Below are 12252 nucleotides of genomic sequence, written 5' to 3'. Positions count from 1 at the left end.
GCCAAGATAGCGGGGAATTGGCAAGAATGTGATTTCGGTATAGAGTAGAAGAATGCTTTTTTAACTGATCAGAATGTTTATTTAACTCAAGGAGGAATGCAATGGACAATAAAGATATTCAAGCATGGCAGCAAGAAAAGGCTAAGGAGTTATTTGCCTATTCCCATAAATTATTAGATGCGGCTAAAGATCTCAGTGCGCACCATCTTGAAGAGATTCAGTGGGGCATGAAAAATGCGATGGAGAGCGCCAAGTCTGCAGCCAAAAATGACCTCGCTAAGCTGAAAGAGCTTCAGGATCAGGCTACCAAGGAAGCTGCTAAACGTGCGACTGTTTATCAGAAGAAAGTGAAATCTGTTCTCAAAGACATTGGTGATGATGCGGCTGATGGAACTGAAAAGCATTTGGAAAAAGTTCGCAGCTCTTTAGTGAACTGGCTTGAGGATGTCGAAGGTAAGTTGCCGGGACATGCTGACAAGTTATCCAAAGTGGTTCATGATATGTCAACCGCTGGTCAGAAGATGTTTAAAGAGGGTCGTAAAATTGTGAATCAAGTTGCTGATGCTGCTGAGAAAAATATCGAAGAGCATTTGAGAAAATCTTCAGATACAAGCAAGAAGTCAAAGTAGATTTTTTAACTAAGTTCTCAGAGACCGCCAATGTATTGGCGGTTTTTTTTATACCCAGCCTTGTAGCCAGACTTCAGTATTCTTAAGCTCGCGCCAAGGAATGATTTGGGAATGCTGGTCAAAAACCGCCTCTAGCTCTACAAACTCAATTGCCGCTTCTGGTAACTCTGGAAGAATGACTTTGCTGACTAAAAAGTGTTTTCTCTTATGGCTTGGTTTTACCGCCGTCCATTTACTCAGTAGTAATTTTTTAGGGCTAAGGAGATTTTTATCTTTAGAGCTCATTGCATCGAAACTCATTTGTGTTGCTGACAAGTTTGCCTGAGCTAGTCGTAAAAATATTGCTGGAGTCCTGAATTTGAGCAGGGCACTTCAGGTCAAAATAACTCAGTGGACCAAGGCTTCCACAGTAGTCATATTGGCGATCCTGAAACTGCATCTGCGCTTTTTTGAGAATTAGGGGGGATTTAATTCCAGCGCTGTCTGTGCACGACCAGGTAGTGTAGGTATCTCGCCCACAAGCTGAGAGCCCTAAAGCCAATATGAAGAGGGCGATTGTTTTGTATGTCACTATTATCAAAGTACCCAGAAGTGATGGGTCCCATCCTTACCAAGTTGCTCTACTAAACCAAATTCCCAATCTAAGTAGGCTTGCATCGCTGCTGGATCAACACTGGTTCCCTCGTATGGCCGCTTGTAGCGATCCATTGGGGGTGATGCTAAATGTGTAGCCCCTTTTTCAAGCTCAAGACCAGCCTGGTTCCATGCCGCATTACCACCAGACAATACGTGTACTTCCGTCTGAGTGAGCCCCTGAATTTCTTGTGCGGCGAATACGGCTAAATCACCTGTAGTGCTGGTGAGAATATAGCGATTTGCTACGGGAAGATTCTTTAAGGCACTGGCAAATTGAGAGCGTAGTGCAAACCAGCTACCTGGAATATGGCCCTTGACATAATTTGCATGGGTACTGAGATCAATGCAAATTGTCTTGCCATCATCCTTTAACCATGATGCAGCGGTATTCGCATCTACCATCTGAATCTGAGGAGTTTGCGGCTGAGGCGCAACCCAGGATCCTTTCTCCGTCAGATCCGATGCTTTGATGTCATCAATGACATAGACATCCCAAGCCATTTGCGCAAGCCATGATGCCGGCATATTGGCTCTAACGCCGCTCGGATCGGATAGCACGATACGTGCACCACGAACAGGCGCAACCATTTCTGTTTCTTGAACTAATTGTCCGCCCGGTGTGGACCTAAATCCAGGAAGGTGGCCTGTTTCATATTCTTCAGGTGTTCTTGTGTCAAAGAAATAGGTAGTTCGCTCAGCCTGCGATTTCCATTGCTCGATATCGGCAAGCTTCACTCGCTTCACCCCAGCCTGATCTGCGACGCTGCGTGCGCGCTCAGCAGCTTTGGCAGCAGTGCTTTCGCTTACCTCTTTAAATTTACGACTTTGACCTTTATCAAGCTCTTGACCAGCCAAGGTCCAGCCAATCGTGCCATTACGTAATGCATTCACTTCATTTGGAATGCCGGCATTAATGAGTGATTGAGTGCCAATAATGCTGCGTGTTCTTCCTGCACAATTGACGATGATCTTCGTCTTAGGATTGGGTGCTAATTCTGGAAGGCGCAAAACCAGCTCTGCACCAGGGACGCTAATTCCCGTCGGGATACTCATGGTTTGATATTCATCGAAGCGACGGACATCCACCACCACTACATCTTCCTTATCATCAATTAATTTCTTCACTTCTTGTGCTGATAGGGAAGGTGTATGCCGCTTAGATTCCACAAATTCACCAAAAGATTTGCTGGGAACATTCACATCTTTAAACACTTCTCCGCCAGCAGCCTTCCATCCTGTAACGCCGCCTTCAAATACTGAAACATCTACATAGCCAAGCTTAGAAAGTCTTTCCGCTGCTAATTGGGCAAGCCCTTCACCATCATCAAGTGTCACAATCGGCACATCTTTTCTAGGAATCTTGCTGAACGCATCAACCTCAATCCGTGAGAGTGGAAGATTGGCAGCAAACAAAGGATGCTCTTGAGCATGGGGATCTTCTTCGCGAACATCTAATAGCGCGATCTCTTCTTTTTTGAGCAACTTATTACGGACAAAAGCATAGTCTTGATTTTTGATGGACATCATTCTTTTCTGTATTAATTGGGCGGTTAATTTAGGGGCTAATTCAGGAGCTAATTCTAGGAAATATTCAATACTCACGCAGCACAGAGATGCCCATGTTCAGCACTAGAGGGGGCTATAGGAGCGCGGAGGTCACCAGCTTATTTAATGTAAGTGCCTGACCATGAATGAGATATTTTTGTTTTTCATGTTCGTCTCCAATGCTTTTAATAGTTTTTCATATTTTGGAGGATTTAGGCGATATAAGAGTTATCCCTAAGACTATACCTGTAATTCCCCGCTTTTTATGGGGATATACTATTTCCGAGCTCAATACTCAAACTTTAATTAAAGATCTAGGAGACATGATGTCACAACACGATACATTGTTGGCTGCTTTTGAAACTTACAAAGCAGAGAACGAAAAGTTTATTGAAAAGGGTGTCAAGGCATCCGCTGCTCGTGCTCGCAAAGCCTTGCAAGAAATTGCTGGTGCATGCAAAGAGCGTCGCAAAGAAATTACTGCTACCAAAGAAGCCATGGAAGCTAAGAAGTAACTCTTCTTACCTTAAATTGAATTCAGCCTGGCCCCCACAAGGAGCCGGGCTTTATTTTTATACGCTGACAGAAAATAACGTGAGCTTCATGGCTTTACTGCGAATTGCCAGTAAGTTTTGATACTCAGGGCTATTGGCCCACGATTCTGAGTGCTCTAGATCTGGGAACTCTAGCTCTACAAAGGCGCTAAAGGAATCACATTTCAATTCATTCCATAAAAATGTATTGAAGGATCCACGAGAGAGGATTTTGCCCTGATAGAGGCTCACCGTATCTCCTACTTGTGACCGGTACTCCTCAAATGCCTCAAGATCATTCAGCTGAATAAGACCAATTACCTTAATAGTCATTTCATTCTCCAGAAATTTAGCAAGCTATAGTGAGATATTAGAACTTTACTATTGCATACGGGGCGCATATGAAAGTCGCATTTTTAGGTTTGGGCAATATGGGTCTTCCTATGGCCCTTAATTTAGTGAAAGCAGGTCACCAGGTTCAAGGGTTCGATCTGCTTCAGGCTCAACTAGATGCGTTTAAGGCTGGCGGCGGACTTCCTGTGCTGAGTGCATCCGATGCCGTTGCTGATGCAGATGTCATTATTAGCATGCTCCCGGCCTCACGACATGTTGAGGCTTTATACTTGGGTAATTCTGGCTTACTTGTTATAGCCAATCCCAAGGCCTTACTCATCGACTGCTCCACGATTTCTCCCAAGGTATCGCAAGCTATATCTACCCAAGCAAAAGCTAAAGGGTTTGCCATGATTGATGCACCCGTATCCGGAGGAACCGCCGGTGCTCAGGCCGGAACCTTGACCTTTATGGTCGGTGGAGATGCCGTAGATCTTGATCGAGCTCGACCATTGCTAGAGAAGATGGGTAAAAATATCTTTCATGCAGGTGCAAGCGGTAGCGGCCAAACTGTGAAGGTCTGCAACAACATGCTCTTGGGTATTCAGATGCTCGGCACGAGCGAGGCATTGCGACTAGGCATTGCCAATGGGATGGACCCTAAGGTACTCTCCGACATCATGTCTAAGAGTTCTGGGCGTAACTGGGCGTTAGAGCTCTACAACCCTTGTCCTGGAGTCATGGATGGCGTACCATCTTCAAAAGGTTATGCGGGTGGCTTTGGCGTGGATCTGATGCTAAAAGATCTAAGCTTAGCTACTGAGAATGCAAGTGATTTAGATGCGAGCGTTCCGCTTGGAGAGTTATCCCGCAAACTCTACGAAGTCCATAGTCAAGCTGGCAATGGGCAACTCGATTTTTCCAGTGTTTTTAATCTAAAACTAGATTGAGATTGGGCTCTTCAATGCAGCCCGTTTCATGCTCTACAGTTATCGATTAAAGCTGCGTTTTGGCGGGCTACTACGCTTAGCTGCAGGTCTAGCTCCGCCGCTACCGCCACTTTTACCACCGCCAGCATTGCCTGGCCTAGGCTTTCTGGATTGCTGGTGTTGCTGGCTTCTTAATTGGATTGGTTGCGCTACGGCATTTGGATCTGGCTCAAATCCAGCAATGATCTCTTGCGGCAACTTTTGCTTGATGAGTTTTTCGATATCTCGAAGCATCTGATGTTCGTCAACGCAGACTAAAGAAACTGCAACTCCATTTGAGCCAGCTCTACCAGTTCTACCGATGCGGTGAACATAATCCTCGGAGACGTTTGGCAGGTCGTAGTTCACAACGTGGGGTAGTTGATCAATGTCGATACCGCGCGCAGCAATATCAGTAGCTACTAAAACAGTGATTTTTCCATCCTTAAATTCTGCTAAAGCTTTGGTGCGAGCACTCTGACTCTTATTGCCATGGATAGCCATGGCGGTAATACTATCTTTCTCAAGCTGAGTAACCAATTTATTAGCGCCATGTTTAGTACGAGTAAACACCAGAACCTGTTGCCACTGATTTGATTTAATCAGATGGGCTAACAAAGGGTGTTTTTGGTTTCTGTCTACTGGGTGGATGAGTTGGGCAATAGCGTCGTTGGTGCTGTTGCTTCGCGCTACTTCAATTAATGCTGGTGAATTCAGCAAGCCATCAGCTAATGCTTTGATCTCGGTGGAGAAGGTCGCTGAAAATAATAAGTTCTGCCGTTGCTTTGGTAATACTGCTAGGATCTTTTTAATGTCCCGCAAAAAGCCCATATCCAACATGCGATCTGCTTCATCAAGTACCAGAATTTCAATATTGGCGAGTGAGACACAGTTCTGTGACATTAAGTCGAGCAAGCGGCCCGGTGTTGCCACCAAAATATCGAGCCCTGCAGCAATGGCTTTGATTTGAGGATTAGCGCCGACGCCACCAAAAATAACAGTCGATTTAAGACCCGTATATTTGCCATAGGTTACGACGGATTCTTGAACCTGAGCAGCTAGTTCGCGGGTAGGAGTCAAAATCAATACACGTAATTGACGCTTGCCACCAGTTTTAGCTGTACTGCTTAAGCGCTGAAGAATCGGCAGGGTAAAGCCGGCAGTTTTACCGGTACCAGTTTGAGCGGCGGCAAGTAAATCTCCACCCTTCAATACGGCGGGAATTGATTTTTCTTGAATAGGGGTGGGGCTGGTATAGCCTTCCTCGCTAATCGCGCGAAGAATAGGTTCTGACAAACCAAGATCTGTAAATAACATAGGAGCCAAATAAATATTGGCCCGTATTCAATTAAACGACTATCCCGGCCAATGGGGTGAGCTGCCACACTTGGAGTGTTTGCAGAAAGAGTCGCTATTTTAAGCTATCAGGCCGCATTCCAAAGATTTGGCGTTACAGAATTGGCATACCCCGAGACAAATAATTTTTCTGAACCTGTAGCCGGATCAAATACAGCCCGTTCGATACGGCCAATGTTGCCACCATAAACATGGATGCTAATAGAGGTTTGGTCGCTCAAGGCGTTCTCAACTACATGGATGTCATGTGTGCTGGGAGATACGGTAGCTACTTGACCAGGCTCGCAAATAAAAGACTGATCGGCTTGATAGCTGCCATCAGGCTGGCGGTAATAGTCGGCACTACGTTCTTGCCCGCGTAACTGACCAATCATTCCCCAGACGGTATGGTTATGCAACGGCGTCTTTTGCCCAGGACCCCAGACAAAGCTCACTACGGAAAAGCGATCTAATGGATCTGCATACAACAAGTATTGCTGGTAATACTGCGGATGTGGTTTACAAAACTCCTCTGACAGCCAGTCATAAGACTGGATTAAGTTTTCTAAGAGTTTTTTACCTTTGGAGAAAATGATCTCTTCACTTGGATGGGTTTCCAGTAGCGTTGCGAGACCTTTTACAAAGCTCAGTAATTTTCCTTCTTGCATACGTGTGCTCCCAAATTAAAGTCTTATTGATCGGCTGCAAACAGCCAATCAGGAAGGCCCTTAGGTTTAAGGGTGGTGGTATCAACACAAACAATATGAAGAACAGCGCTGGCAATCAGCTCGGGCTCGCTACCCGTAACAATTCGTTTAGCAGTTTGCTTGACTGCAATTTGAGTGCGACCACGATGCTCAATCAGCTGATCAATGCTTAAGAGATCATCCAAGCGTCCTGGCCTATGAAAGTTCATCGTGAGCTCTCGAACGGGCAGAAGAATGCCAAACTCATTCACCAATTTTGTTGGACTTAAACCTCGCTGCTGAAGCCATTCCGAGCGACTGCGTTCAAAGATCTCTAAATAACGTGCGTGATACACAAAGCCTGCTGCATCGGTATCGGAGTAGCAAACGCGAAAAAGAAAAGGGGGGTGATTAGTTTGAGTCATGATCATTTCAATACTATTAGATACGTAGAATCATATCGCGATGTGGGATGCCGGCTTCGTCATAAACATCGCCTTGGGCAATAAACCCAAATTGCTCATAAAACGGGATTACTGTTACTTGGGCGTGTAACTCTATTTGTTTAATACCCTGAGATTGGGAGGCTTTGAGTAAAGTCTCCAGTAGTTGTTTACCAACACCTTGCCCTCGATGCTTTGGCAATACCGCCATGCGTCCAATTCTTCCATTGCTTCCAACACTCCCAGGTAGGGTAACTAGGTGAGCCGTACCTATACATTCTGAGTCTGCATAGGCAAGCGCGTGCTGAGCATTGAGGTCGAATTCATCGAGCTCCATCTCTTCTGGAACGCCTTGTTCCTCGATAAAGACGCGCTTTCGAATGAAGTAAGCATCCAACTTGGCGTCCTTCCAAGTTTTAATCAGGATCACGACAGGGATCTGCGAATGAGTCATAAACGCTTCCAATGTAGCAAATTACACCCATTAAAGGTGTGAATATGATCTCTAAGACATAAAAGTAACTCACTTCATGGTTAGAATGGATTAGTGGCTTTGCTTGGCATTGCCCCTTAAAAAACCTTTATTTAGGAGTTATTTTGAAGAAATCTTTACTAGCTACATTAGTTGCCTCACTCGGTTTAGTTGTTGCAGGCTCAGTATTTGCTCAAGCACCAGCAAAAATGTTGCCTTTGGCAGCCGAAGCAGTTGTATTAACTGCTACTGTTGATTCAGTCGACGTAAAGAAGCGCATCGTAGTTCTAAAAGACGCTAACGGTAACTTGGCTCAAATGAATGTATCCAAGCAAATCAATGATTTGGATAAAGTGAAGAAGGGCGATCTGTTTGTGGTTGAGCACGCTCAAGCGATTGCAGTTGGTTTAGTTGCTGCGCCTAAGGATGCCAAGCCTGGCGTTTCAGGTGTCCGCGCGGTCGTCATCTCTGGCAAAGGTTCAGCTAAGCCATTTGAAGAGACTACTGATACTGTTTATGCAACCGTCAAAATTAGCACAATCGATGCAAAGACTCGTGTTGTGACATTCACATTGCCATCAGGTGAGAAGCAAAGAGTGAAGGTGGATCAAAGCGTTTTAGGTCTTGAGAAATTTAAGGCTGGTGATGACGTATTGGTTGAGTTCGTTGACGACACCGCAATTGGTTTCGTAACACCGAAGAAGTAAGCATTCAATAATGTATTCAGCATGACTTAGTGCTGATGTAGTAAAGAAAAAGGCCCGCAATGCGGGCCTTTTGCATGGCAGCTAATAACTTAAGCGTCTTTAGCAATCATGACATCAGAGGCTTTAATGACTGCCCAAGCCTGATCGCCAACCTTGAGATTGAGCTCATCGACTGCCTCATTGGTAATGGAGGCGGTAACAATATGGCCAGCACCGATATCTAATTTAACGTGAGAGGTAGTTTGACCCATTTTGAGTTCAACTACTTTTCCGCTAAGAGTATTGCGTGCGCTGAGTTTGACTTTAAGTTCCATGATTTCTCCTATTGGACGTATTGTTTGGCGTAGACGGCATCATTGTAGAGGGCTTCTTTGTACTGAGATTTGCCATAATTACGAATGATGGTCTGACCTTCATCGGATGCTACAAACTGAATGAACTTAGCGGCAATATCGCGATTTTCAGTTGCACCAACAGGTGCTACTAAAGCATCATAGGTATTGACTAAGTAAGGGTCACCTCGATACAGAATCTGCAACTCAGGAGCGATATTTTTCTCTGCCACCCAAGTGCTGCTATCTGTCATGAAATACGCCTTATCTGCATTCGCTCTTTTGAGTGATGCCGTCATAAAGTCATTAGTCACGATATACCAATTACCCTCTGGCACGACCCCCGCTTTTTTCCAAATATCCATTTCTTTTTGGTGCGTACCCGATTTATCACCTCGAGAAATAAAGTTGGCTTGGGTCTTCGCAATCTTTGTATAAGCATCTGCACCACTACTTGCAGATTGGATCTTGGCCTTATCAGCTTTAGGGCCCACTATATAAAACTCATTAGATCCAATCAGCGTTCTACCAGTTGCCCATCCTTCAGCAATTGCCTTGTTAACCCCATCTGGTGCATGCACCATGATCATGTCAACTTGCTTCGTTTTCAGCAAATTGAGGGAGGCGCCGCTTCCTGCCTTAATCCACACCAAGCGCGCACCTTCTTTTTTATCAAAGGCCTCACCAAGTTGTTGTAGTAAACCCAACTCACCAGGACTACCAGTGGCTAATTTAAAGCTCTTAGCACCTTGACCATAAGTAGCTTCTACTTTTGGCGGAGTGGATTGCGCTGTCGATGTTTGCATTCCAAGTCCTAATAGCAAAGTGGTGAGTAGGGTACTAGTGAATAGATGTGGATATTTCATATGCATTATTTCTTGGCGTTCGGGAAGAAGAGTTGTTCGCCACCAATTTGATAGCTGGCAATCACGTCTTGACCATTTTTAGAAGTAATCCAATCAATGAATTCTTGGCCCTCAGCTTTTTTCACATGTGGGAATTTAGTTGGGCTTACTAACATCACGCCATATTGATTAAATAGCTTTGGGTCACCTTGAACTAGGATTGTTAAATCGCCACGGTTCTTAAATGAAAGCCAAGTAGCGCGATCAGCCAAGATGTAGCCATTCATTGCTGAAGCAGTATTTAACGCTGGACCCATACCTGAGCCGGTTTCTTTGTACCAAGCACTTGGAGCCACAGTGACAGCAGCATCTTTCCAGTAGCGTAATTCAGCCGCATGTGTACCACTCTTGTCACCGCGGGATACGAATGGTGCCTGTGCTGTAGCGATCTTTTGAAATGCGACTTTGATGTCCTTGCCACCGCCAATTTTGGCTGGATCTGATTTGGGTCCAATCAAGACGAAGTCGTTGTACATGACTTCAGTACGTTTTGTTGCAAAACCCTCAGCAACAAACTTTTCTTCGGCAGGTTTGTCATGAACAAACACGACATCTGCATCGCCACGACGTCCAATGTCTAGGGCTTGACCGGTTCCAACAGCAACTACTTTGACATCAATCCCGCTCTTCATTTTGAAGATAGGCAAAATGAATCCAAAAAGACCAGATTGCTCTGTGGAGGTGGTTGAGGAAAGAACAATGCTTTTCTCTTGTGCGTAAGCTGAGCTGCTGATCAGCATCAGTGCAGCAATACTGCTTGCCATTAATCGATTAAGTGAGAATTTCATTTGAGTAGAGCTCCATAAGGTAGGTTCGGTTAAGATTTGTCATATTACAAAACATCAATATGCAAAAAATTACATATGAGAATTCAGATTCGGCCAACCCTAGTTTTTGGAAATAAGAATGCTAAAGATCCAGCTGTAGTGGATTTGGTGTGGTTGACTGCCTTATTAAAAGACATTGATCACGGTAAAACGCTCATGTCTGCCTGTAAAAAGATGGGGCTATCTTATAGAAATGTTTGGCAAAAACTCAACGATGTAGAGCTAGCCTTAGGATTTAAGTTGATGGATCGAGTGAGGGGGCATGGCTCTCAATTATCAGAATACGCAAGATACTTGATCCAATTTACCGAAGACTTTGATCAAAAGACTATGCGATTGGGGCAATCCAGTCTCTCGCACCTAGAAGAGGGTTTTGCTCAATTTAGAGTGAGGGCCAAAAAACAATGGCGCTTTGCTAGTAGTAGTGATCCGATCATTCAGAAAGCGGTTTTAAATATTGGTGGCTTTGAACTCATTACTGCTGGATCAGGTGAGGCTTTGGAGCGTTTACAAAATTATGAAGTTGATATTGCCGGTTACCATGTTTCAGATCCCAAAAGTTCCTTGATTATTTCCAAGCAACTGCAAAAAGAGGGGATGCAAATATTCCCCGTAATGAAGCGTGTACAAGGTCTGTTAGTGGCGAAAGGTAATCCACTCAATATTATTTCCCCTAAAGATTTACTAAGACCCAAAGTTCGTTTTATTAACCGCCAGAAAGGATCTGGTACTCGCTTGCTCTTAGACACCATTTTGGCTAAGGAAGGTATTGATGCGCAGGGCATCAGGGGCTACGAAAATGAAGAGTTCACCCACACCGCAATCGCTACAGCGATATTGGCTAAAAAAGCAGATGCCGGCATGGGTGTCAAAAGTATTGCATTAGAGAATGGGCTAGATTTCATTCAATTGAAAGACGAAATCTTCTTTCTTGCCATGAACAAGGATCTGAGCCTTAATACCGATTTCGCAAAACTGATTCGGAAAATTCGGGTTCTCTCCAGCGCCAGTCCGGGCTATAAGTCGATCGGGCTCAAGCGGCAGATTGCAGGTTGGCTTTAACTAGCGCAAGCCTAAATGAGTACGCCGATTGAAAAATGAGATAAATTATCAGTCATACCCACTTATCTTAGAGAAGCTACCTATGAAATCGCTCCTTCACCCCTTTATTCTTGCCGCTTGTTTTTTCTCCCCATTAGCCGCCTTTGCTGAATCCGGTGAGAATACTTATAAGCAAGTCTGCGCAGCCTGCCATGGCGCTGGCGTTCTCAAGGCTCCCAAATTTGGTGATAAAGCTCAGTGGGCCCCATTGATTGCCGAAGGTCAGGTCATCCTCACTGCACATGGTTATGTTGGCGTGAGAGGAATGCCTGCTAAAGGCGGCAATCCCAACCTCTCGGTGGAAGGATTCTCAGAGGCACTGGTTTATATGGTCAATAAGGCCGGTGGCAACTGGAAGACTCCTGACGCAAAAACCCTAGCAGCCATCAACAAGGAAATTGAAGCGCGTAAAGCGAGCCTGAATAAGAAGCCGTAAGCGCATGACTTTACTGCCACATCAGATTGAGATCATTGGCTACTGCGCTGCATTTTTAACTACGATTGCCTTTCTGCCTCAGGCCATTCAATCTTGGCGTACCCGAGATCTTTCTGGGATCTCGGTAGGGATGTATAGCTTATTTACTGCTGGGGTGGGTTTGTGGCTGATCTACGGTCTCATTATTGAGAAGTGGCCCTTGATTTTGGCTAATGCATTAACTTTTGCCTTGGCACTGAGCATCTTGATGCTCAAGCTCCGTAGTAAGGGGTAGTAAGGGGCAGTAATGACATTGATTCAAGTAATGTCATAATTTATTTTGATCAGAGTTATTAAAAATTAGACATTCATTACAAAGGCCATT

Annotated in this window: 17 protein-coding genes; 7 read left to right on the top strand and 10 right to left on the bottom strand. The window is 44.8% G+C overall.

Going from position 1 to position 12252, the window contains the following annotated elements:
• The first annotated feature begins 101 nt into the window (after positions 1–101).
• Positions 102–629: a hypothetical protein gene (locus CL55_RS06405; protein WP_046330344.1), complete on the top strand. Its 528-nt coding sequence runs from the start codon at positions 102–104 to the stop codon at positions 627–629.
• Between the two features lie 48 nt (positions 630–677).
• Here the strand turns inward: CL55_RS06405 and CL55_RS06400 are convergent, their stop codons facing one another.
• Both CL55_RS06400 and CL55_RS06395 read right to left on the bottom strand, forming a co-directional pair.
• Positions 678–929 carry a TIGR02450 family Trp-rich protein gene (locus CL55_RS06400; protein ID WP_237150473.1) on the bottom strand — a complete coding sequence of 84 codons (252 nt, stop codon included), beginning with the start codon at positions 927–929 and terminating at the stop codon, positions 678–680.
• A 276-nt stretch (positions 930–1205) separates the two neighbouring features.
• Positions 1206–2789 carry a rhodanese homology domain-containing protein gene (locus tag CL55_RS06395; protein ID WP_156156318.1) on the bottom strand — a complete coding sequence of 528 codons (1584 nt, stop codon included), beginning with the start codon at positions 2787–2789 and terminating at the stop codon, positions 1206–1208.
• Between the two features lie 344 nt (positions 2790–3133).
• On the opposite strand from CL55_RS06395, the gene CL55_RS06390 reads away from it, so the two are divergent.
• Positions 3134–3325 carry a hypothetical protein gene (locus CL55_RS06390; RefSeq protein WP_237150472.1) on the top strand — a complete coding sequence of 64 codons (192 nt, stop codon included), beginning with the start codon at positions 3134–3136 and terminating at the stop codon, positions 3323–3325.
• 57 nt (positions 3326–3382) lie between these two features.
• On the opposite strand, the gene CL55_RS06385 is transcribed toward CL55_RS06390, so the two are convergent.
• Positions 3383–3676 carry a DUF1330 domain-containing protein gene (locus tag CL55_RS06385; RefSeq protein ID WP_046330342.1) on the bottom strand — a complete coding sequence of 98 codons (294 nt, stop codon included), beginning with the start codon at positions 3674–3676 and terminating at the stop codon, positions 3383–3385.
• A 68-nt stretch (positions 3677–3744) separates the two neighbouring features.
• Between CL55_RS06385 and mmsB the strand changes: the two genes are divergently transcribed.
• Positions 3745–4626 carry a 3-hydroxyisobutyrate dehydrogenase gene (mmsB, locus tag CL55_RS06380; RefSeq protein ID WP_046330341.1) on the top strand — a complete coding sequence of 294 codons (882 nt, stop codon included), beginning with the start codon at positions 3745–3747 and terminating at the stop codon, positions 4624–4626.
• 39 nt (positions 4627–4665) lie between these two features.
• Here mmsB and CL55_RS06375 read toward each other — a convergent pair whose 3' ends face one another.
• From CL55_RS06375 to CL55_RS06360, 4 genes are all read right to left on the bottom strand, one after another.
• Entirely contained in the window at positions 4666–5961 is a 1296-nt protein-coding gene (locus CL55_RS06375) for a DEAD/DEAH box helicase (RefSeq protein ID WP_046330340.1), read from the bottom strand.
• A gap of 107 nt (positions 5962–6068) precedes the next feature.
• Complete coding sequence (locus tag CL55_RS06370) at positions 6069–6647, bottom strand: cysteine dioxygenase family protein (protein WP_052728787.1); 579 nt, start codon at positions 6645–6647, stop codon at positions 6069–6071.
• Positions 6648–6670: 23 nt separating this feature from the next.
• Positions 6671–7090, bottom strand: a complete 420-nt coding sequence (locus CL55_RS06365; RefSeq protein WP_046330339.1) for a YbgC/FadM family acyl-CoA thioesterase — start codon at positions 7088–7090, stop codon at positions 6671–6673.
• 16 nt (positions 7091–7106) lie between these two features.
• Positions 7107–7562 (bottom strand): GNAT family N-acetyltransferase, encoded by a 456-nt coding sequence (locus tag CL55_RS06360; protein ID WP_046330338.1) that lies wholly within the window; start codon positions 7560–7562, stop codon positions 7107–7109.
• A gap of 143 nt (positions 7563–7705) precedes the next feature.
• Between CL55_RS06360 and CL55_RS06355 the strand changes: the two genes are divergently transcribed.
• The gene (locus CL55_RS06355; protein ID WP_046330337.1) at positions 7706–8287 is read left to right on the top strand and encodes a hypothetical protein; all 582 of its coding nucleotides are present in this window, start codon (positions 7706–7708) and stop codon (positions 8285–8287) included.
• Positions 8288–8376: 89 nt separating this feature from the next.
• Here the strand turns inward: CL55_RS06355 and CL55_RS06350 are convergent, their stop codons facing one another.
• From CL55_RS06350 to CL55_RS06340, 3 genes are all read right to left on the bottom strand, one after another.
• Positions 8377–8601 (bottom strand): TOBE domain-containing protein, encoded by a 225-nt coding sequence (locus CL55_RS06350; RefSeq protein WP_046330336.1) that lies wholly within the window; start codon positions 8599–8601, stop codon positions 8377–8379.
• Between the two features lie 8 nt (positions 8602–8609).
• Positions 8610–9425 carry an ABC transporter substrate-binding protein gene (locus CL55_RS06345; RefSeq protein WP_205621261.1) on the bottom strand — a complete coding sequence of 272 codons (816 nt, stop codon included), beginning with the start codon at positions 9423–9425 and terminating at the stop codon, positions 8610–8612.
• A 65-nt stretch (positions 9426–9490) separates the two neighbouring features.
• Positions 9491–10312: an ABC transporter substrate-binding protein gene (locus CL55_RS06340; RefSeq protein ID WP_046330335.1), complete on the bottom strand. Its 822-nt coding sequence runs from the start codon at positions 10310–10312 to the stop codon at positions 9491–9493.
• A gap of 75 nt (positions 10313–10387) precedes the next feature.
• Here CL55_RS06340 and CL55_RS06335 point away from each other — a divergent pair, with 75 nt between their 5' ends.
• The 3 genes from CL55_RS06335 to CL55_RS06325 all read left to right on the top strand — a co-directional run bounded on the left by CL55_RS06335 (position 10388) and on the right by CL55_RS06325 (position 12162).
• Complete coding sequence (locus CL55_RS06335; RefSeq protein WP_046330334.1) at positions 10388–11413, top strand: substrate-binding domain-containing protein; 1026 nt, start codon at positions 10388–10390, stop codon at positions 11411–11413.
• Between the two features lie 82 nt (positions 11414–11495).
• The gene (locus CL55_RS06330; protein WP_046330333.1) at positions 11496–11888 is read left to right on the top strand and encodes a c-type cytochrome; all 393 of its coding nucleotides are present in this window, start codon (positions 11496–11498) and stop codon (positions 11886–11888) included.
• A gap of 4 nt (positions 11889–11892) precedes the next feature.
• Positions 11893–12162, top strand: a complete 270-nt coding sequence (locus CL55_RS06325; protein ID WP_046330332.1) for a SemiSWEET transporter — start codon at positions 11893–11895, stop codon at positions 12160–12162.
• Positions 12163–12252: the final 90 nt, after the last annotated feature.

Source organism: Polynucleobacter duraquae, assembly GCF_000973625.1.
GTDB classification, from domain to species: Bacteria; Pseudomonadota; Gammaproteobacteria; order Burkholderiales; family Burkholderiaceae; genus Polynucleobacter; species Polynucleobacter duraquae.
Note: the sequence above shows the minus strand (reverse complement) of the source record. Positions and strands in the feature narration are given on the sequence as shown.

Coding starts and splice junctions, on each gene's coding strand:
- CL55_RS06365 (WP_046330339.1), bottom strand. CDS start 7,090: ATGACTCAAACTAATCACCCCCCTTTTCTTTTTCGCGTTTGCTACTCC.
- CL55_RS06340 (WP_046330335.1), bottom strand. CDS start 10,312: ATGAAATTCTCACTTAATCGATTAATGGCAAGCAGTATTGCTGCACTG.
- CL55_RS06330 (WP_046330333.1), top strand. CDS start 11,496: ATGAAATCGCTCCTTCACCCCTTTATTCTTGCCGCTTGTTTTTTCTCC.
- CL55_RS06370 (WP_052728787.1), bottom strand. CDS start 6,647: ATGCAAGAAGGAAAATTACTGAGCTTTGTAAAAGGTCTCGCAACGCTA.
- CL55_RS06385 (WP_046330342.1), bottom strand. CDS start 3,676: ATGACTATTAAGGTAATTGGTCTTATTCAGCTGAATGATCTTGAGGCA.
- CL55_RS06350 (WP_046330336.1), bottom strand. CDS start 8,601: ATGGAACTTAAAGTCAAACTCAGCGCACGCAATACTCTTAGCGGAAAA.
- CL55_RS06375 (WP_046330340.1), bottom strand. CDS start 5,961: ATGTTATTTACAGATCTTGGTTTGTCAGAACCTATTCTTCGCGCGATT.
- mmsB (WP_046330341.1), top strand. CDS start 3,745: ATGAAAGTCGCATTTTTAGGTTTGGGCAATATGGGTCTTCCTATGGCC.
- CL55_RS06390 (WP_237150472.1), top strand. CDS start 3,134: ATGATGTCACAACACGATACATTGTTGGCTGCTTTTGAAACTTACAAA.
- CL55_RS06325 (WP_046330332.1), top strand. CDS start 11,893: ATGACTTTACTGCCACATCAGATTGAGATCATTGGCTACTGCGCTGCA.
- CL55_RS06345 (WP_205621261.1), bottom strand. CDS start 9,425: ATGCAAACATCGACAGCGCAATCCACTCCGCCAAAAGTAGAAGCTACT.
- CL55_RS06405 (WP_046330344.1), top strand. CDS start 102: ATGGACAATAAAGATATTCAAGCATGGCAGCAAGAAAAGGCTAAGGAG.
- CL55_RS06360 (WP_046330338.1), bottom strand. CDS start 7,562: ATGACTCATTCGCAGATCCCTGTCGTGATCCTGATTAAAACTTGGAAG.
- CL55_RS06335 (WP_046330334.1), top strand. CDS start 10,388: ATGAGAATTCAGATTCGGCCAACCCTAGTTTTTGGAAATAAGAATGCT.
- CL55_RS06395 (WP_156156318.1), bottom strand. CDS start 2,789: ATGTCCATCAAAAATCAAGACTATGCTTTTGTCCGTAATAAGTTGCTC.
- CL55_RS06400 (WP_237150473.1), bottom strand. CDS start 929: ATGAGTTTCGATGCAATGAGCTCTAAAGATAAAAATCTCCTTAGCCCT.